An 18,869-nucleotide genomic window follows, 5' to 3' on the forward strand; every position below is an offset into this window, starting at 1 on the left:
CTCGATAGTGTTCACTTGCCTGGAATGACAGGCGAGATGAAAAAAAGGGACAGGCTCCGCCAATTTTTTTCGCTTACCACACGGCGATCGTTGAATCCGCCCTCGGCTCCGTTCCGCCGCACAATACACCACTGACCGGATCACGCAGAATGATCTGCCCACGTCCGTAGTCGGTGAGGTCGCTGGCGATCTGCACCTGATGCCCGCGCCGCGCCAAGGCGTTGGCCAAGTCGCGGGAGGCGCCCTGTTCGATGCCGACCTTCATGTCACCCAGCCATTGCCAGCGCGGCGCATCCAGCGCCGCTTGCGGGTTGAGGCCGAAATCCACCAGATTCATCACCATCTGCAGGTGGCCCTGGGGCTGCATGTAGCCGCCCATCACGCCGAACGGGCCAAGGGCCTGGCCGTCCTTGGTGAGGAAACCGGGGATGATGGTGTGGAAGGTTTTCTTGCCCGGCGCCAGGCAGTTGGCGTGCGTCGGATCGAGGCTGAACTCCTGCCCACGGTTTTGCAGGGCGATGCCGCTGTCGGGCAGCACCACGCCGGAGCCGAAACCGTGGTAGTTGCTCTGGATGAACGAAACCATATTGCCTTCGGCGTCGGCCGTGGCCAGGTACACGGTGCCGCTGGCGTGAGGGTCGCCGGGTTTGGGCGGCTGGGCCTGTTCGCCGATCTGTTCACGGCGACGGCGGCTGTAGTCATCGCTGAGCAGGTCAGCAACAGCCATGCGCATATGCAGCGGGTCGGTGATGTAGTGCAGGCCATCGCTGTAGGCGAGTTTCATTGCCTCCAATTGGCGGTGCCAGGTCTGCTGGCTGTCGCGGTGATCGAAGCTGAAACCTTCGAGGATTTTCAGCGCCATCAACGCTACCAAACCCTGGCCGCTGGGTGGGATTTCCCACACGTCCACCCCCCGGTAATTGACGTGGATCGGCTCCACCCACTCGGCGCGGTAATCCTGGAGATCGCTGGCGCGCAGGTAGCCACCGCTGGCCTTGGAATGCGCGTCCAAGCGTTCGGCCAGCGCGCCGCGATACAGGCTTTCGCAGCGGGTGGCCGCCAGCTCTTCGAGGGTACGGGCCTGGGCCGGGTTGCGAAACATCTCCCCGGCCTGTGGCGCACGGCCGTCGATCAGGAAAGTGTCGAACCAGGCGTCCAGCGCCGCATTGCGATGAGGCGCGAATTCTTCCAGGGTGAGTTGCCATTGATAGGCAACCACCGGCGACAGCGGGAAACCGTCGCGCGCCAGGCGGATGGCCGGTTGCAGCAACTCGGCAAACGGCAACTTACCGAAACGCTGGGAAAGCTCCGCCCAAGCCGACGGGCAACCGGGCACCGTGACCGGCGTCCAGCCATACAGCGGCATCTGGTCATGCCCGTCGGCCTTGACCGCCTCGATGCTCAAGGCCGCCGGCGCATGGCCGTTGCCATTCAAACCGTGCAACTGGCCCTTGCACCAGACCAGGGCAAACGCATCGCCGCCGAGGCCGCAGCCGGTGGGCTCCACCACCGTCAAAGCGGCCGCCGTGGCAATGGCGGCATCAATGGCATTGCCGCCCTTTTGCATGACCTCGATACCGGCCTGGGCGGCCAGGGGCTGGGACGCCGCGACCATGCCGCGCTGGGCAAACACACTCTGGCGCTGCGAGGGATAAGGGTACTCGTGAGCAGAAAATTTCAACATGGCAGAGGCTCTTCGATTCATTGGCCGGACTTGATGCGGTTCCATTCCCGGGTCATCAGACGCTGGATATTTTCCGGCAGGTCGGCGGAGACAAAGGTGTGGTTGATCACGTCATCGCCAGGATAAATACCGGGGTTGCCGCTGACTTTCGGGTCCATCAGTGGCGTGGCGTCTTTATTCGGGTTGGCGTAGCCGACGTAGTCGCTGATCGGCGCGATCACCTCGGGGCGCAACAGGTAGTTGATCAGGGTGTGGGCATTGGCCGTGTTGCCGGCGTCCTTGGGAATCGCCAGCATGTCGAACCACAGGTTCACGCCTTCCTTGGGGATCAGGTAGCGGATGTCGATGTTTTTGCCAGCTTCCTTGGCACGGCTCTGGGCCTGCATCACGTCGCCGGAATAACCGACCGCCACGCAGATATCGCCGTTGGCCAGGTCGGCGGTGTATTTCGAGGAGTTGAAGTAGGTCACCGAGGGCCGCAGCGCCATCAGCCGGGTCGAGGCCTGTTTGTAGTCGTCGGGCTGAGTGCTGTTGGGGTCCAGGCCGAGGTAGAGCATGACCTGCGGGATGATCTTCACCGGGGCATCAAGGAAGGCCACGCCGCAGCTTTTGAGCTTGGCCAGGTTGCCTGGCTCGAAGACCATCGACCAGGAATCCAGCACCGCGTCCTTGCCCAGCACGGCGCGCACTTTTTCTGCGTTGTAGCCGATGCCCACGGTGCCCCACATATAAGGCACGGCGTAGCGGTTGCCGGGGTCGGCGGCTTCCAGGCGCTGCATCAGGCGCGGGTCAAGGTGCTTCCAGTTATCCAGCAAATGTCGCTGCAACGGCTGGTAGGCACCGGCGCGGATCTGCTTGGACAGGAACTGGCTGGAGGGCACCACCACGTCATATCCCGAGTGCCCGGAAAGCAGCTTGGCTTCGAGCATTTCGTTGGTGTCGAAGATGTCGTATTGCACCTTGATGCCGCTGTCTTTCTCGAAGTTCTTCAAGGTGTCGGGGCCGATGTAATCGGACCAGTTGTAGACCTTGACCACAGGTGTGGCAGCCTGGCTCATGGGTACAACGGCGGCGCAGCACAGGGCTGCAAACAAGCTGGATAAACGCATGGCACATTTCCTTGGAAGGGTCATAACACGCGACTGAGAAAGGTTCGGGTACGGGGATGGCTGGGGTGGCTGAAAATCTGTTCCGGTGGCCCCTGTTCGATGAGTTCGCCTTGATCGAGCACCACCACGCGGTCCGCCACTTCACGGGCAAAGCCCATTTCGTGGGTGACCACCACCATGGTCATGCCCTCCTCGGCCAGTTCCTTCATCACCTGCAGCACTTCGCCGACGGTTTCCGGGTCGAGGGCGCTGGTGGGTTCGTCGAACAGCATGGCTTGGGGTTTCATCGCCAAGGCACGGGCGATGGCCACCCGTTGCTGCTGGCCACCGGAGAGCATCGACGGGTAATGGTTGGCCTTGTCCGCCAGGCCGACCCGAGCGAGTAATCCACGGGCCTGTTCCAAGGCTTCGGCGCGGGGTGTGCCGAGTACCTGGATCGGCGCTTCGATGATGTTTTCCAACGCGGTCATGTGGGGGAACAGGTTGAAGCGCTGGAACACCATGCCGATGTCGCGCCGCTGGCGGGCAATGTTGCGCTCCGAGTCGCGTACCAGGCTGCCGTCGCTGCGCTCGCGATAGCCCATGGCGCGGCCGTTGACGCGGATGCGTCCGCCCTGGATGTCTTCGAGCAGGTTGATACAGCGGATGAAGGTGGTCTTGCCCGAACCCGAGGCGCCGATCAGCACCACCACTTCTCCGCGCCGCACTTGCAGCGAAATACCCTTGAGGATCTGCAGCGTGCCAAACGACTTGTGGATATCCAGCGCTTCGATGATCAGTTCTTCACTGTGGTGCGCCATGGTTATCGTCCCCTCAGCAGTTTCAAAGTGCTGCGCCCGAACATGCGGCTGGACGCCGGTGGCGGCGCAGAAGGCCGGTCGGACTGGCCGAAGCGCGCCTCCAGCCAACGCTGGAAGAAGCCCCAGAGCGTGGTGAGCATCAGGAAATAGATCGCCACCACCAGGTACAGCTCAAACACGCGGAACGTCGCCGAGGTGACCATTTGCGTGCTGAGCAGCAATTCCTGCACGCCGATCACGCTGACCAGGGTGGTGTTCTTGAGCATCACGTTGAACTCGTTGCCCAGCGGCGGCACGATCACGCGAAACGCCTGGGGCAGTACGATGCGCCGCATCAGCTTGGCGAAGCCCATGCCCAGGGAGCGCCCGGCTTCGTATTGGCCCTTGTCGACGGCGCCAATGCCGGCGCGGATGATTTCGGCCATGTAGGCGCCTTCGTTGAGGCCCAGGGCGATGATCGCCGCCTGGATATTGCCGGGCACGACCAGGCCGAACAGATCGATGTCCTCAAAGCGGAAAATCCCCCCGGCCGCCAGCGCGGTGTAGAGAAACACGATCTGCACCAGCAGCGGCGTGCCGCGCATCAACCACACGTAAAACCGCACTGGCAGGTGCAGCAGCGGGTTCTTCGACAGGCGCAACAGCGCCGCCGCCAAGCCCAGTACGCAGCCCAGCAACATCGCCGACACCGCAATCAAGCAAGTCAGCCACAGCCCGGTGAGGTAGACCCCGCTGGGCTGCAACAGGTACTGCCAGAACACATCCCAATTGAAGTTCATCGCCGCAAACCTCAGTCGAGAGTGTCACTGCTGACATGCCATTTGTTCAGCAACGCCACATAGCTGCCATCGCTGCGCATGTCGCTGATCACTTGCTGCACGGCGGCGGTGAGCTGCGGGTCGTCCTTGCGCATGCCCAGGCCGGTGAGGATGCGGCTGAAGGCCGGTACACCTTCCTGGAACAGGTCCGGGGCCATCGCGGCGTAGTAGCCGGCGGTTTCCACCGTGGTGCCGTAGGCATCGACCTGGCTGATACGCAGGGCCTGGAAGGCGTCGGTGTCGGTGTTGTAGACCACCAGCTTCATCGGGGGCTTGCCGGCCTTGGTCAGGTTGTCGTTTTGCGCGTCCAGCAGGGTCTTGATGGTGGAGCCGTTGAGCACCGCCACCTTGTGCCCGGACAAGTCATCCAAGGCCTTGATGCCTTTGGGATTGCCTTTGGGCACCACCACCGACTGGCTGGAGTACATGTAGTTGACGATGTCGATCACCTGGCGCCGTTCGGGCTTGTCGAACAGCTGGTCGACGATCATGTCGCACTGCTGAGCAAGCAACGCCGGCACCAGACCGGAGAACGGAATCACCCGCCACTGCACGTGTTTGTCGCCCAGGCGCTGGGCGATCTCGAGCCCGAGGTCGACGGTGAGCCCGCGCGGCTTCTGCGCTTCATCGAAAGACACCAGGGGCGGCGAATCCATCCCCGAGCAATACACCAGTTTATCGACGCTCTTCAGGCGCTCCGGTACCTGGGGCGCGGCAATGGCCCATTGGGTACAGAGGCCGAGGGAGACAGCCACCAGCAAGGCGCGGCGTTTATGCATGACCAGACACTCCAGTTCGTTGGTTAACGGGGCAGGACTCAAAGTCAAAACACAGCAGGTCTTTCTTATTTTTCGGTTTGCAAGAATTGGATCAGCGCTGGCACGGTCCCCTCGATGTGCTCGCGCACCACTGCCTCGGCGCGGGCCGCGTCACCGGAACGGATGGCATCGAGGATCACCGCATGTTCCTGGCGGGCGCTGAGGGGTTTCTCGCCGTGCTGCAACCACAGGCGCATGGGCGCTTCCACCAGCGAGTACAGCGCCGAGATCTGCTTCATCAAGCGCGGACGGCCGCTGAGGCTGCACAGGTATTCGTGGAAAGCGCGGTGGCGGCTGACCCAGGCGGCGCTTTCGTCGCGGTAATCGTCCATCTCGTCGAGCAGGCGCTCCAGTGCGGCCAATTGGCGTTCGCCGATGCGTGCGACCGCCACGCGCACCGCCAGGCCTTCGAGGGCACTGCGCATCTCGAACACTTCGTGTAACTCATCGATATCCAGGCCGCTCACGACGGCGCCACGGTTAGGCCTGAGGGTTACCAGACCTTGGGCATCCAGGCGGCGGAAGGCTTCGCGCACCGGCATGCGGCTCATGCCGATCTCGCTGGCGATATCCTCGGCAATCAACCGGTCGCCTTTGCGATAGCGGCCACTGCAAATGGCGTCGAGCAGGAAGTTGTAGGCCTCCTCCTCGGCGGTGAGGGGCTGGCGGTCAACGTAAGCGGGGGCAAATTGCATCGGCAGCACCTTTTGAATTTTTGTATCCAATTATCCACGAATGCAAAAAAGCAGGATGTGTGCCAACTCATCTGGCGATATAGCAAGTGATTGATTTGGATGGGATAGCGATGAAATTGCGATAATCGCGTGGAGTGCGCGCGCAGGAAGTTGCTACCAAATAGCTCAGAAAACGCACTGTCTGTGGGCGGAAGTAACGGGAGGCGGGCATAAAACGCCGCAGACCGGACCATGAACTTTGCTTTAAGAAGGAACTCAGCCATCCGCCATAGGGTCGGGTGATGTACGAACTTTCTTCTCACTGCACGGTTGGGCCCGATGAAACAGACAGCCTTCGTCGCCATCGAGCATGCTGGTAACGCTCAGCGGGCTTTGTACGCCCCCTTCACAGCCCCTTGGCTTTCGAACAAATACCAACTGGACCTGAGCGATTTTAACGCCTGCCGGAACACCGAGTCGGGCGCGGTCTTCATCATTGCCTCCGGACCATCGGCTAAATCGTTTCCCATCGAGAAATTTGCGCATGTGCCGATGATCACGATGAATGGTGCCATTTCGATGTTTCTCGATACTGGCGTTAAGCCGTACTTTTACGCCTGTACGGACAGAAGTTTCTCCGAACAACAGCCGGAGCTGTTCAAGCAGGCAATGGCGATCAGCCAAAGGGTTGCGCTGTGGGAAGATCACGCACGCTCCTCTCATGCTCGACCGACTGGACGGCTGTACCCATTATCCAAAGCCAAGCGGCCCTCCTGGATGGAATCTGTTCGAGGCAAACACAGTGCGCTGGTCGTCAATCATCCCTTGCTGCCTAGCCGCGAAAGACCGCTGGGATTCAGCAAAGACATGAGCGAGGGCTTTTTTGACGCACGAACCGTGGCCTATCTGGCCATACAGTTGGCATTCCATGTGGGGTTCACCCAGGTCTTTCTGGTGGGCGTTGATCTGGACGAGCGCTCAGGCAGGTTTTACGAAAGTGCTGATTCCACCCACTCACCCTGCGGGCTCGATCAGCACTACTTCACGCGCATACTGCCGTCGTTTGAATTGATGTCCGATAAGGTCATGTGTGATGACTTCATGGTTTACAACCTGTCTGACATCTCACGAATTCCGGACAGAGTTGTTCCTCATGCCACCTTGGCGGATGTTGAGGGCATGCTCGCGTAAGGCTGCGAAAACCAGAAACGAGAAAGGGGTTCCACTACTGACTTAGTGGACCCCCGTGTTGATAGCTCATTGATCAACCTCTACAAATGGCAGATACAAGAAGCCCGGCGCTGGGCCGGGCTTCAATGTGACACCGTCAGAGCCTAACGATGCTTGTTCTTGTGTTTGTGCTTGTTGTTGCCTTTGTGCTTCTTGCCGTCTGATCGATGACCACTCTCATCATCTGCCAGGTTATTCCCCAGCGCGCCGCCTGCGGCACCACCTACACCGGCGCCAATAGTCGACCCCGTTGTGCCTCCGAGACGATTACCAATCAGCGAGCCGCCGGCTGAGCCGATACCACCACCTAGCGCGGCTTCCGCTCGGTTGCCCCTTTGAGCCCCGACAGCACTGCCGGCGGCACCACCCACGCCTGCGCCTACCGCTGCGCCCGTCGAGCCACCGAGCTGTTGACCTACGATATTACCAAGGGCACCACCAACGCCGCCTCCAAGGGCTGCTGTGCCATCTCCGGCTGCCATCGCTCCTTGCGAAATGAGGGCGCCCAAAATCAGGGCGGGTAGTGTCATTTTCATTCTGTGAACCTCTATGGGTTGTCAGCAGGCGCTCACGGTTTGAAACACGCCTGGAATTTGGATGAGAACAGATGACTGAAGTTCTATACCGACTGCACCCTGGGGCGAATCGTTGTAACAAGGTGTGCCGTGATGGTGCGAGGGGGGGGGGGACGATCCTGAGGGGTGAATGTGGTTTTTTCCGGGCATGAAAAAGCCCAACCTGCAAAGATTGGGCTAAGTCATTGAATAATATGGTCGGGACGGAGTGATTCGAACACTCGACCCCTAGCACCCCATGCTAGTGCGCTACCGGACTGCGCTACGCCCCGACTAGGCGTGTTACTGGGTTTGCTTCTTGACGAAGCGATCCGGAATATACCGCAAGCTTTTGAAATGTGGAAGTATTTTAAAAGCTTGAATCACTTCTTCAACACCACCAGCACATCTTCGAGTTCGGCGATCATCTGGCGGATCATTTGCTTGTATTGGGTAGTGTCGTCTTTGGCTTCATCACCGGACATACGCTGGCGCGCGCCGCTGATGGTGAACCCTTGGTCGTACAACAACGCGCGGATCTGTCGGATCATCAGCACATCCTGGCGCTGATAATACCGACGGTTCCCGGTGCGTTTGACGGGGTTGAGTTGAGGAAACTCCTGCTCCCAATAGCGCAGCACGTGCGGTTTTACCGCACAGAGCTCGCTGACTTCACCAATGGTGAAGTAGCGTTTGCCTGGGATGACGGGTAGCTCGTCGTTATGACTTGGTTCCAGCATAAGCCTCAACTCGGGCCTTCAACTTCTGCCCTGGACGAAAGGTGACCACACGGCGAGCCGTGATCGGGATTTCTTCTCCCGTTTTTGGATTGCGGCCAGGCCGCTGGCGTTTGTCCCGCAGGTCAAAGTTGCCGAAACCGGACAATTTGACCTGTTCGTTGTCTTCCAGAGCGTGTCTGATCTCTTCAAAAAACAGCTCAACCAATTCCTTGGCCTCGCGCTTGTTCAGACCCAACTCTTCGTACAGACGTTCCGCCATCTCAGCTTTCGTCAAAGCCCCCATACGTCACTTCCTTAACGTGGCGTTCAACCTTTGTTCGAGCGAGGTGAGGATATTTTGTGTCGTGGTATTCACCTCATCGTCATTAAGAGTGCGCGATGGATGCTGCCAGGTCAAGCCAACTGCAAGGCTTTTTCTATGCGGATCAATACCTTTACCCTGATAGACGTCAAATAGCCTGAGGTCTGTCAGCCATTCCCCTGCATTTTCACGGATTACATCCAGAACAGCAGTGGCGGCCACTTCACGGTCGGCGATCAAGGCCAGGTCACGGCGCACTTCAGGGAAGCGCGACAACTCGCTGAATTTAGGCATTTTGCCAGAAGCCACTTCAGCCAGAACCAGCTCGAACACGAAGACCGGACGGTCGAGACCGAGGGTTTTCGACAATTCAGGGTGAATGGCGCCGACGAAACCGACCAGCCGACCTTCACGCTCAATGCGTGCCGTCTGGCCTGGGTGCAATGCAGGATGGCTGCCCGGCACGAAAGTGAAGGCGTCCAAAGCACCGGCAAAGCCCAGTACCGCTTCCACGTCAGCCTTGACGTCGAAGAAGTCCACAGCGTCGCGACCCTGTGCCCAGCCTTCCGGCAGACGGCTGCCGCAGACCACACCGGCCAGCATCGGCTCTTGCTTCAGGCCGTCCAACTGACCGACGAAACGCAGGCCGCTTTCAAACATGCGCACGCGGTCTTGCTGACGGTTCAGGTTATGGGAAAGGGCTTTCACCAGGCCTGGCCACAGCGAAGAACGCATGGCCGCCATGTCGTTGGAGATCGGATTGGCCAGTAACAGCGGTTCGACGCCTGGGTTGAACAGTTCGAACTGCTTCGGATCGATGAAGCTGTAGGTCACCGCTTCCTGATAACCACGGGCAACCAGCAGGCGACGCAGCTCAGGCAGGTGCGCACGCGCCTCGGCCTTTGGTTGTGGCGCCAGGCGCGCTTGCGGATAACGGACCGGCAGGCGGTTGTAGCCGTAGAGACGGGCCAGCTCTTCGATCAGGTCGACTTCCAGGCTGATATCGAAGCGATGGCTTGGTACTTCAACGTGCCACTGCCCTTCCCCACTCGAGGAAATAGCCAGGCCGAGAGCCGACAGCAGTTGCTCGATTTCAGCCGGCTCGATGACCAGGCCGAGCATTTGCTCGACGCTTTTGGCACGCAGGGTGATCGGTGCAACGGAGGGCAGGAACTGCGCGTTGACGGTTTCGGTGATCGGACCGGCTTCGCCACCGGTGATTTCCAGCAGCAGGCCAGTGGCGCGCTCCATGGCTTCACGGGCGAGGTTCCAGTCCACACCGCGCTCGTAGCGGTGAGAGGCATCGGTGTGCAGGCCGTAGGAACGGGCCTTACCGGCGATGGCGATCTGGTCGAAGAACGCGCTTTCAAGGAACACATCGCGAGTGGTCGCGGATACGCCGCTGTGCTCGCCACCCATCACGCCGGCAATCGCCAGGGCGCGGGAATGGTCGGCGATGACCAGGGTGTCGGCACGCAGGCTGACTTCCTGACCGTCGAGCAGTACCAGCTTCTCGCCTTCTTCTGCCATGCGCACGCGGATGCCGCCGTTGATTTCGGCGAGGTCAAAAGCGTGCAGCGGTTGACCCAGCTCCAGCATCACGTAGTTGGTGATGTCGACGGCGGCGTCGATGCTGCGTACGTCGGCACGGCGTAAGCGCTCAACCATCCACAGCGGCGTTGGCTTGGACAGGTCGACGTTGCGAATCACACGACCCAGGTAACGCGGGCAGGCGTTTGGTGCCAGCACGTCGATCGGGCGTACTTCGTCGTGCACAGCAGGCACGGCGGCAACCACTGGACGGGTGACCGTGGCGTTGTACAACGCGCCGACTTCACGGGCCAAACCTGCCAACGACAGGCAGTCGCCACGGTTCGGGGTCAGGTCGACTTCGATGCTGGCGTCTTCCAACTCCAGGTAAACGCGGATGTCCTGGCCCACTGGCGCGTCGGCCGGCAGCTCCATCAAGCCATCGTTGCCCTCACCGACTTGCAGTTCTGCCTGGGAGCACAGCATGCCGTTGGACTCGACACCACGCAGCTTGGCCTTCTTGATCTTGAAGTCGCCTGGCAGCTCGGCACCGATCATGGCGAACGGGATCTTCAGGCCCGGACGCACGTTTGGCGCTCCGCACACGACCTGGAAGGTTTCCGCGCCATTGCTGACCTGGCATACACGCAACTTGTCGGCATCGGGGTGTTGTTCGGTGCTCAACACCTCACCCACGACCACGCCACTGAAAACACCGGCGGCCGGCGTAACGCTATCGACCTCAAGGCCGGCCATCGACAGACGGGCAACCAGCGCGTCGCGATCTACCTGCGGGCTTACCCAGCCACGCAGCCATTGTTCACTGAATTTCATCCTGCTCTCCTAAAGATTCGTTACGACTAGCGAAATTGCGCGAGGAACCGCAAGTCGTTGTCGAAGAACAGACGCAAGTCGTTCACGCCGTAACGCAGCATGGCCAGACGCTCAACGCCCATGCCGAAGGCAAAGCCCGAGAACTCTTCCGGATCGATGCCGGACATGCGCAGCACGTTAGGGTGAACCATGCCGCAGCCCATCACTTCCAGCCAGCCTGTCTGCTTGCACACGCGGCAGCCTTTGCCGCTGCACATCACGCATTCCATGTCGACTTCAGCGGACGGCTCGGTGAACGGGAAGAACGATGGACGGAACCGTACCGCCAGCTCCTTCTCGAAGAACACCCGCAGGAATTCTTCGATGGTGCCTTTGAGGTCGGCAAAGTTAATGTCGCGATCAACCAGCAGGCCTTCGACCTGGTGGAACATCGGCGAGTGGGTGATATCGGAGTCGCTGCGGTACACACGGCCTGGGCAGACAATGCGGATCGGCGGCTTGTTCGCTTCCATGGTGCGGACCTGTACCGGAGAGGTATGGGTGCGCAACAGCATGTTCGCGTTGAAATAGAAGGTGTCGTGCATCGACCGGGCCGGGTGGTGGCCTGGGATGTTGAGCGCCTCGAAATTGTGATAGTCGTCTTCGACCTCAGGGCCTTCGGCAATGCCGTAGCCGATGTGGGTGAAGAACTGCTCGATACGTTCCAGAGTCCGGGTGATCGGATGCAGGCCGCCCGAGGCCTGGCCGCGACCAGGCAAGGTGACGTCAATGGACTCGGCGGCGAGTTTGGCCGCGAGATCAGCCTCCTCCATGGTCGCCTTGCGCGCATTGAGCACCTCTGTGACACGCTCCTTGGCGACGTTGATCAGCGCACCGACTTGCGGGCGCTCTTCAGCCGGCAAATTCCCCAGGGTCTTCATCACCTGAGTCAATTCACCTTTCTTGCCAAGGTAGTGAACCCGGATTTGCTCCAGGGCATTTACATCTTCAGCGCTTTGCACAGCCTCAAGAGCTTGGGCAACGAGCGCGTCCAGGTTTTCCATGTACAGACTCCAGATACAAAATAGGGGAAGAGCTTGAAGGCTCTTCCCCTATTTAAGACGTTTACCACCTTGGGCTACAGACGTAACCCAGGGTGATTGTCGGGGGTACTTAAGCCAGAGTGGCTTTAGCTTTCTCGACAATCGCAGCAAACACCGCTTTTTCGTTCACTGCCAGTTCGGCCAGAACCTTACGGTCGATCTCGATGGAAGCTTTTTTCAGGCCAGCAATGAAACGGCTGTAGGACAGACCGTTAACACGTGCACCAGCGTTGATACGAGCGATCCACAGAGCGCGGAACTGACGTTTTTTCTGACGACGGTCGCGGTAGGCGTATTGGCCTGCCTTGATTACCGCTTGCTTGGCAACACGGAATACGCGTGAACGCGCGCCGTAGTAGCCTTTAGCAAGTTTCAGAATTTTTTTGTGACGTTTACGGGCAATGACGCCACGCTTTACACGAGCCATGAGTTACTTCCTCTATTCTTGATCCAAAAATTAACGAAGGCGCAGCATGCGCTCGACTTTTGCCACGTCAGACGGATGCAGCAAGCTGCTACCGCGCAGTTGACGTTTACGCTTGGTCGACATTTTGGTCAGGATGTGGCTCTTGAAAGCGTGCTTGTGCTTGATACCGTTAGCAGTTTTCAGAAACCGCTTAGCAGCACCACTTTTAGTCTTCATCTTTGGCATGTTCGGATACTCCGCATTCAGTTGATAAACATAATCAGAAGGCCTGCCGTGCCCTGTTGATTACTTCTTCTTTTTCGGGGCGATGACCATGATCAGCTGGCGTCCTTCCATCTTAGGATGCTGTTCAACGGAACCGTACTCCAGCAGGTCAGCTTCAACCCGCTTGAGGAGTTCCATGCCCAGCTCCTGGTGGGCCATCTCACGGCCGCGGAATCGCAAGGATACCTTGGCCCTGTCCCCATCACTCAGGAAACGTACCAGGTTGCGCAGTTTTACCTGGTAATCCCCTTCCTCCGTCCCTGGACGAAACTTGATTTCTTTTACTTGAATCTGCTTCTGGTTCTTCTTCGCCGCAGCAATCTGCTTCTTCTTTTCGAAGATCGACTTGCCGTAGTCCATCACCCGGCAAACAGGCGGGACTGCGTCGGCGGAGATTTCCACCAGGTCCAATTTGGACTCTTCAGCGATACGAAGCGCTTCATCAATCGAGACGATGCCAATCTGCTCGCCGTCAGCGCCAATTAACCGAACCTCGCGTGCCGAGATATTCTCGTTGATCGGGGCTTTCGGTGCAGCTCGTTTATCTTGTCTCATTTCACGCTTAATAATAATTACTCCGAATCTGGGCGACCACGCCGGGAAACCGCTTGAGCGAGGAACTCAGCGAACTGGGCGACGGGCATCGAGCCCAGGTCAGCACCTTCACGAGTACGCACAGCGACAGTCTGCATCTCGACTTCCCGATCTCCGATAACCAAAAGATAGGGAACCTTGAGCAAAGTATGCTCGCGGATTTTAAAGCCGATCTTTTCATTTCTCAAGTCGGACTTGGCACGAAACCCGCTTTCGTTGAGAGTTTTTTCAACTTCGGCGGCAAAATCTGCCTGTTTATCAGTGATATTCATGATCACTGCCTGGGTCGGAGCCAGCCACGCAGGGAATGCACCCTCGTAGTGCTCGATCAGGATCCCGACGAACCGTTCGAACGAGCCGAGGATCGCCCGGTGCAGCATAACCGGGTGTTTACGGCTGTTGTCTTCGGACACGTATTCGGCGCCCAGACGGATCGGCAGGTTAAAATCGAGCTGCAGGGTACCACACTGCCAGACGCGGCCAAGGCAATCTTTCAGCGAGAACTCGATCTTCGGACCGTAGAACGCGCCTTCACCCGGCTGCAGATCGTACGCAAGGCCCGCACTGTCGAGCGCAGCGGCCAGTGCAGCTTCGGCGCGATCCCACAGTTCGTCGGAGCCAACGCGTTTTTCCGGACGAGTGGACAGCTTCATCTCGACTTCGGTAAAGCCGAAATCGCGATAAACATCCATGGTCAGCTTGATGAACGCGGCGGATTCGGCCTGCATCTGCTCTTCGGTGCAGAAGATGTGGGCGTCGTCCTGGGTAAAACCACGCACACGCATGATGCCGTGCAGCGCACCCGATGGCTCGTTACGGTGGCAGGCACCGAACTCAGCCAGGCGCATCGGCAACTCGCGGTAGCTCTTCAGGCCTTGGTTGAACACCTGCACGTGGCACGGGCAGTTCATCGGCTTGATGGCGTAGTCGCGGTTTTCCGACTGGGTGGTGAACATGTTGTCGGCGTAGTTGGCCCAGTGCCCGGATTTCTCCCAGAGGCTACGGTCAACAACCTGAGGCGTCTTGATTTCCAGGTAGCCGTTCTCACGCTGAACCTTGCGCATGTACTGCTCGAGCACCTGATACAGGGTCCAGCCGTTCGGGTGCCAGAACACCATGCCCGGCGCTTCTTCCTGGAGGTGGAACAGGTTCAGGCGCTTGCCGATCTTGCGGTGGTCGCGTTTTTCGGCTTCTTCGATGCGCTGGATGTAGGCCGCCAGCTGCTTCTTGTCAGCCCAGGCGGTGCCGTAGATCCGTTGCAGTTGCTCGTTCTTCGCGTCGCCACGCCAGTAGGCGCCGGACAGCTTGGTCAGCTTGAACGATTTGAGGAAGCGCGTGTTCGGCACGTGCGGGCCACGGCACATGTCGACATATTCTTCGTGGTAGTACAGGCCCATGGCCTGTTCTTCCGGCATGTCTTCCACCAGGCGCAGCTTGTAGTCTTCGCCACGGGCGGTGAACACGTCGATGACTTCGGCGCGCGGCGTGACTTTCTTAATCACGTCGTAATCTTTTTCGATCAGCTGGTGCATGCGCTGTTCGATCGCAGCCAGGTCGTCCGGAGTAAAAGGACGCTCATAGGCGATGTCGTAATAGAAGCCTTCTTCGATGACCGGGCCGATCACCATTTTCGCGGTTGGATACAGTTGCTTGACCGCGTGGCCAATCAAGTGTGCGCAAGAGTGGCGAATGATCTCCAGCCCCTCTTGATCCTTGGGCGTGATGATTTGCAGGCTGGCATCGCTGGTGATCAGATCGCTGGCGTCGACGAGCTTGCCGTCGACCTTGCCGGCCACGGTGGCCTTGGCCAGGCCTGCTCCAATGGATGCGGCGACCTCGGCTACGGAAACCGAATGATCGAATGAACGTTGACTGCCGTCGGGAAGAGTAATAGTTGGCATGGCGCCTCCTCTCCTAGTGGTGACCCCTACCAAAGGTCACGTGGGTTGGGATGAGCCAGTACAAGATCCAATACCAGGCCGTTCAGTGATGAACGCCTGCCTTACAGCGGCAGGAGCCTTTCGGCCAACCGATAATCGAACCAGAGTGACTGGAGTGAGCTAAAAAGAACATGGCAAGGCGGCAATGGGCGCGCCTGGAAATAGCCAGGCCGAAGATGCTAGCACAGATGAACGGTCATCGTGCCGCCGCTATCTTGCGTAAATACAAATTCCGCCCTTTATAGCTGCAAAAGTGAACTTGGGCTGTACGCCAGCCCTCAAACCCTCCGAGAATCGCCGTTCGTCCTCGACCCAAAGGAGCATCCTCATGATGCGTTTTACCTCTACCCTCGCTCTCGCCGCTTCCCTGACCCTCCTCTCCCTGGGTGCACAAGCTGCTGCCCCGTCGAACTGGCCAGCCGGTGCTCGCGACAGTTTTGTCAGCGACTGCAGCGCCGCCGCCAGCCAGAACGTAGACGTCAAAACTGCCAAAGCCCATTGCGAATGTGGCGCAGACAAGATCAACGCTGAACTGAGCACTGCCGAAATCAAAGAACTCATGACGAACCAGAACGCCAGCCCGGAGCTTAAAAACAAAGCAGTCGCGGCTATTTCGTCCTGCAAAGTCGTGAAGAAAAAGTAAGATTTGCGGCTGATCACACAGCTGTTTTGCCGGAAAAATGGCCCGAAAACTGCCATTTCTCACAAATTACACAGGTTTTACGGCTTTTTTTACCAGCTGATATTTCGAGCTTAAGCCCCGTAAATCGGGGCTTTCAGCCGACCAAGGCACTAAACGCAACGCTATTGATTAGCAAACAATGCCTTGGGGGGGCTCCCAAGCCGAACATTTCGACTATGATAGCCCGGTGTGCCCAGTTGGCCTGAGCAGCACAGCACTACTGAAAATATATGTTTCTTGGAGATACACCATGTCTAATCGCCAAACCGGCACCGTTAAATGGTTCAACGATGAAAAAGGCTTCGGCTTCATCACTCCTCAAGGTGGCGGTGACGACCTGTTCGTACACTTCAAAGCTATCGAAAGCGACGGTTTCAAAAGCCTGAAAGAAGGCCAAACCGTTTCCTTCGTGGCTGAGAAAGGCCAAAAGGGTATGCAAGCTGCACAGGTTCGCGGCGAGTAATTCTCCGCTGAGCTAAAAAAACCCCGTCCATGTGACGGGGTTTTTTATGGGCGTTGCAAAAGCCTGGAGCGGCTTAGCCGCAATTGACTCGCGTGATCACCAGGTTGTCGTCAGTGTTCAGGTTCAAGCGGTCGGAGCGATATTCCAGGGTGATCATGTCGTTAGGCTTGAGGATGCGTGCGTTCTGCGCACCGGCACGGGTACGCGCCTGCTCCAGCAATTGGGGCGAAGCTTTCTGGCCGATCGTGAACTCGGCGGCCTTCGACTCACAGCGGCTATGACCGGCATCGGCCACGGCGGCGTCTTTGGCTGGCTCAGAGGCACCCGGGGTGCTGCAACCCGCCAACGCGAGTGCTGCCAACAAAGTACCGAATGATGCGAGCTTCCAAGGCATGAAGCCTCCTATGATAAAAAATGGACAGAGATCGTGCGACAGCGATTGGGCGGATTGGTTTCAAGACGTAAACCGCCGCAGGGCAAGTCTGCCTGACTCTCGACAGGCATTCGCCCGGTCAATCGTGACCAGATATGAACGAAATCAGTAGATATCGATGTAGTCAAATTCCGGCGTCGGCCAGTTCTGTTTCAGCGCATTGAAAATCTGGGTCACCCAGACTTCGTCACTGGCAGCCACATTTCCCACATACCCTGAGCCTTTTGCCCAAGTCTCCAGGCGAAACAGCAGCCCGTCGATGTCCACACCGCCTACAAGCTTCCCCGAGGAGATATAGGCGATTCCAGCCTTGGTCACCCGCAACTGGGTATGTTCGTCGTCGCTGGCACTGGCGAGCAATTGGCGCACATTGGCCAATGTCAGGTTCTCGGGGTTGTTCAAATCGATCTGCACGTGGTGTCCCCGGCAATTAAACAGGCCGACAGTGTCGCACAGCGCTGCCGTCATTCCGAATCGCCTCATGCCTAAGTATCAGTGCCAAACGCGATACAAAATGGTTAACTGCCCCGGTAAGAACCGCGTTCCAGCGCACTGCCCAGTACTTTTAGCCTCGCGAGACTGTCATGACCACCGTAACGCTCCAAGCCGACATCAAAGCCAAGTGGCCCCAAGGGCAAAGCTCCTACAGCCCCGGTAGCCCCGAGGAATTGGCAATCATTGGTATCGACCTGCTGGTCAAGGAACTGGGCACGCAGGCGGCGCAAGCGTTCATCGGCCAGATATTCGAGAAATACCCGGCCGATCACATGGGGGCACACGACCCCGAGCGGGAATAGGAACCGGCCGGCGAGCGCCGACCGGTAAAGCCATTACTTCAGACGTGCCAGGCGCTCGGTCAACAGATCGAAGAAGCCCTGGGCGTCGCCATTCTCAACCCAAAAGACATTCTTTTGCTGCTTCAGGCCGTCGTACCAATCGACGATGGTCTGGCCGAAGGTCGGGCCCTCACGGCTATCCACTACCATATTGGCCTGACGACCACTGAACAGCGAAGGTTTGAGCAGGTAGGCGATAACGGTTGCGTCATGCACCGGGCCGCCAGGGATACCGTAGTGCTCCATGTCGCCCTTGACGTATTCGTTAAGAATATCGCCCACCACCTTGCTCGCGTTGTTCTTGATGTCAGCGATCTTTTTCAGGCGTGCTTCGCTGGTCAACACTTTGTGGGTGACGTCCAGCGGCAGGTAGGTCAGCTTGACGCCGCTCTTGAGCACAATCTCGGCGGCCACCGGGTCGGCGAACAGGTTGAATTCCGCCACCGGGGTGATATTGCCGCCATTGAAGTGCGCGCCGCCCATCACCACGACCTCCTTGATGCCTTGGGTGATTTCCGGCGCCTGGGTCAGTGCCAGCGCCAGGTTGGTCTGCGGGCCGAGCATGGCAATAGTGATACTGTGCGGCTTGGCGGTGCTCAGGGTCTTGATCAGGTAGTCAACGGCATTGCCGTCCGCCAGGCCCTTCTTGGGCTCATGCACGGTGACACCGGAAATACCTTCCTTTCCATGGATGTTCTCCGCGTAGATCGGCGTGCGCAGCAGCGGGGCTGGTGCACCGGCATACACCGGGATTTCCTCGCGCCCTGCCCACTCGCGGGCCAGGCGTGCGTTGCGAGAGGTTTTGTCCAGGCGCACGTTACCCGCGACGGTAGTCAGCGCACGGATATTCAGCTCATCGGGGGAAGCCATGGCGAACAGCAAGGCCACCACATCATCGGCGCCTGGGTCAGTGTCGATGATCAGATCGATCTTTTCCGCCGCCTGGGCGCTTGCAGCAGTGAGTGCGGACAAAAGCAGAACACTCCGGAACAGGTTTTTCAGGGTTGGGAGACCACGTTGCATAAAACACTCCTTGTCGTTGAGAACGCTAGAACG

General features: G+C 58.6%; 22 protein-coding genes and 1 tRNA gene. 4 read left to right on the forward strand and 19 right to left on the reverse strand.

Translation table 11 applies throughout. The features are described 5' to 3' along the window. Positions 1 to 73: 73 nt before the first annotated feature. The 6 genes from AYR47_RS27215 to AYR47_RS27240 form a co-directional block, all read right to left on the reverse strand. On the reverse strand, positions 74 to 1,684 hold the full coding sequence (locus AYR47_RS27215; RefSeq protein ID WP_033901712.1) for a gamma-glutamyltransferase family protein: 1,611 nt from the start codon (positions 1,682 to 1,684) through the stop codon (positions 74 to 76). Positions 1,685 to 1,701: 17 nt separating this feature from the next. Next, entirely contained in the window at positions 1,702 to 2,793 is a 1,092-nt protein-coding gene (locus AYR47_RS27220; RefSeq protein ID WP_033901713.1) for a polyamine ABC transporter substrate-binding protein, read from the reverse strand. A 20-nt stretch (positions 2,794 to 2,813) separates the two neighbouring features. Further along, complete coding sequence (locus tag AYR47_RS27225; protein ID WP_061449057.1) at positions 2,814 to 3,593, reverse strand: amino acid ABC transporter ATP-binding protein; 780 nt, start codon at positions 3,591 to 3,593, stop codon at positions 2,814 to 2,816. Between the two features lie 2 nt (positions 3,594 to 3,595). Continuing rightward, complete coding sequence (locus AYR47_RS27230; protein ID WP_010209179.1) at positions 3,596 to 4,372, reverse strand: amino acid ABC transporter permease; 777 nt, start codon at positions 4,370 to 4,372, stop codon at positions 3,596 to 3,598. Between the two features lie 11 nt (positions 4,373 to 4,383). After that, positions 4,384 to 5,190: an ABC transporter substrate-binding protein gene (locus AYR47_RS27235; protein WP_061449058.1), complete on the reverse strand. Its 807-nt coding sequence runs from the start codon at positions 5,188 to 5,190 to the stop codon at positions 4,384 to 4,386. A gap of 65 nt (positions 5,191 to 5,255) precedes the next feature. Next, positions 5,256 to 5,924: a GntR family transcriptional regulator gene (locus tag AYR47_RS27240; protein WP_061449059.1), complete on the reverse strand. Its 669-nt coding sequence runs from the start codon at positions 5,922 to 5,924 to the stop codon at positions 5,256 to 5,258. A gap of 318 nt (positions 5,925 to 6,242) precedes the next feature. On the opposite strand from AYR47_RS27240, the gene AYR47_RS27245 reads away from it, so the two are divergent. After that, the gene (locus tag AYR47_RS27245; protein WP_082781549.1) at positions 6,243 to 7,094 is read left to right on the forward strand and encodes a lipopolysaccharide biosynthesis protein; all 852 of its coding nucleotides are present in this window, start codon (positions 6,243 to 6,245) and stop codon (positions 7,092 to 7,094) included. A 143-nt stretch (positions 7,095 to 7,237) separates the two neighbouring features. Here AYR47_RS27245 and AYR47_RS27250 read toward each other — a convergent pair whose 3' ends face one another. From AYR47_RS27250 to thrS, 10 genes are all read right to left on the reverse strand, one after another. After that, positions 7,238 to 7,669 carry a hypothetical protein gene (locus AYR47_RS27250; RefSeq protein ID WP_033901718.1) on the reverse strand — a complete coding sequence of 144 codons (432 nt, stop codon included), beginning with the start codon at positions 7,667 to 7,669 and terminating at the stop codon, positions 7,238 to 7,240. Between the two features lie 234 nt (positions 7,670 to 7,903). Next, positions 7,904 to 7,980: transfer RNA gene (locus AYR47_RS27255), tRNA-Pro, on the reverse strand. Between the two features lie 90 nt (positions 7,981 to 8,070). Then, the gene (locus tag AYR47_RS27260; RefSeq protein ID WP_010209127.1) at positions 8,071 to 8,427 is read right to left on the reverse strand and encodes a MerR family transcriptional regulator; all 357 of its coding nucleotides are present in this window, start codon (positions 8,425 to 8,427) and stop codon (positions 8,071 to 8,073) included. Continuing rightward, the gene (gene ihfA / locus AYR47_RS27265) at positions 8,408 to 8,710 is read right to left on the reverse strand and encodes an integration host factor subunit alpha (protein ID WP_002553164.1); all 303 of its coding nucleotides are present in this window, start codon (positions 8,708 to 8,710) and stop codon (positions 8,408 to 8,410) included. Before ihfA ends, AYR47_RS27260 begins: the two co-directional genes overlap by 20 nt. Before the next feature lie 3 nt (positions 8,711 to 8,713). Further along, positions 8,714 to 11,092 carry a phenylalanine--tRNA ligase subunit beta gene (gene pheT, locus AYR47_RS27270; RefSeq protein ID WP_033901720.1) on the reverse strand — a complete coding sequence of 793 codons (2,379 nt, stop codon included), beginning with the start codon at positions 11,090 to 11,092 and terminating at the stop codon, positions 8,714 to 8,716. Positions 11,093 to 11,118: 26 nt separating this feature from the next. Beyond that, positions 11,119 to 12,135, reverse strand: a complete 1,017-nt coding sequence (pheS, locus tag AYR47_RS27275) for a phenylalanine--tRNA ligase subunit alpha (protein ID WP_010209123.1) — start codon at positions 12,133 to 12,135, stop codon at positions 11,119 to 11,121. A 109-nt stretch (positions 12,136 to 12,244) separates the two neighbouring features. Next, complete coding sequence (rplT, locus tag AYR47_RS27280; RefSeq protein ID WP_003174975.1) at positions 12,245 to 12,601, reverse strand: 50S ribosomal protein L20; 357 nt, start codon at positions 12,599 to 12,601, stop codon at positions 12,245 to 12,247. Between the two features lie 30 nt (positions 12,602 to 12,631). Further along, complete coding sequence (gene rpmI, locus AYR47_RS27285; protein WP_002553160.1) at positions 12,632 to 12,826, reverse strand: 50S ribosomal protein L35; 195 nt, start codon at positions 12,824 to 12,826, stop codon at positions 12,632 to 12,634. A 60-nt stretch (positions 12,827 to 12,886) separates the two neighbouring features. Beyond that, entirely contained in the window at positions 12,887 to 13,438 is a 552-nt protein-coding gene (gene infC / locus AYR47_RS27290; RefSeq protein ID WP_169850653.1) for a translation initiation factor IF-3, read from the reverse strand. Beyond that, a complete protein-coding gene (gene thrS, locus AYR47_RS27295; protein WP_033901721.1) occupies positions 13,438 to 15,360 on the reverse strand; it encodes a threonine--tRNA ligase in 1,923 nt (640 codons plus the stop codon). Before thrS ends, infC begins: the two co-directional genes overlap by 1 nt. Before the next feature lie 367 nt (positions 15,361 to 15,727). Between thrS and AYR47_RS27300 the strand changes: the two genes are divergently transcribed. Continuing rightward, positions 15,728 to 16,042 (forward strand): hypothetical protein, encoded by a 315-nt coding sequence (locus AYR47_RS27300; RefSeq protein WP_016978147.1) that lies wholly within the window; start codon positions 15,728 to 15,730, stop codon positions 16,040 to 16,042. Between the two features lie 289 nt (positions 16,043 to 16,331). Continuing rightward, positions 16,332 to 16,544, forward strand: coding sequence for a cold-shock protein (locus tag AYR47_RS27305; RefSeq protein WP_003234260.1), 213 nt, complete (start codon positions 16,332 to 16,334; stop codon positions 16,542 to 16,544). A gap of 73 nt (positions 16,545 to 16,617) precedes the next feature. Here the strand turns inward: AYR47_RS27305 and AYR47_RS27310 are convergent, their stop codons facing one another. Together AYR47_RS27310 and AYR47_RS27315 are read right to left on the reverse strand one after the other, a co-directional pair. Further along, positions 16,618 to 16,938, reverse strand: coding sequence for an I78 family peptidase inhibitor (locus AYR47_RS27310; RefSeq protein WP_025857833.1), 321 nt, complete (start codon positions 16,936 to 16,938; stop codon positions 16,618 to 16,620). A gap of 144 nt (positions 16,939 to 17,082) precedes the next feature. Then, complete coding sequence (locus AYR47_RS27315; RefSeq protein WP_033901826.1) at positions 17,083 to 17,391, reverse strand: hypothetical protein; 309 nt, start codon at positions 17,389 to 17,391, stop codon at positions 17,083 to 17,085. Positions 17,392 to 17,561: 170 nt separating this feature from the next. On the opposite strand from AYR47_RS27315, the gene AYR47_RS27320 reads away from it, so the two are divergent. Continuing rightward, positions 17,562 to 17,774, forward strand: a complete 213-nt coding sequence (locus tag AYR47_RS27320) for a hypothetical protein (protein WP_010209115.1) — start codon at positions 17,562 to 17,564, stop codon at positions 17,772 to 17,774. A gap of 33 nt (positions 17,775 to 17,807) precedes the next feature. On the opposite strand, the gene AYR47_RS27325 is transcribed toward AYR47_RS27320, so the two are convergent. Beyond that, positions 17,808 to 18,836, reverse strand: coding sequence for a nucleoside hydrolase (locus AYR47_RS27325; RefSeq protein WP_033901722.1), 1,029 nt, complete (start codon positions 18,834 to 18,836; stop codon positions 17,808 to 17,810). Between the last annotated feature and the right edge of the window lie 33 nt (positions 18,837 to 18,869).

Source organism: Pseudomonas azotoformans (genome assembly GCF_001579805.1).
Lineage (GTDB): Bacteria > Pseudomonadota > Gammaproteobacteria > Pseudomonadales > Pseudomonadaceae > Aquipseudomonas > Aquipseudomonas azotoformans_A.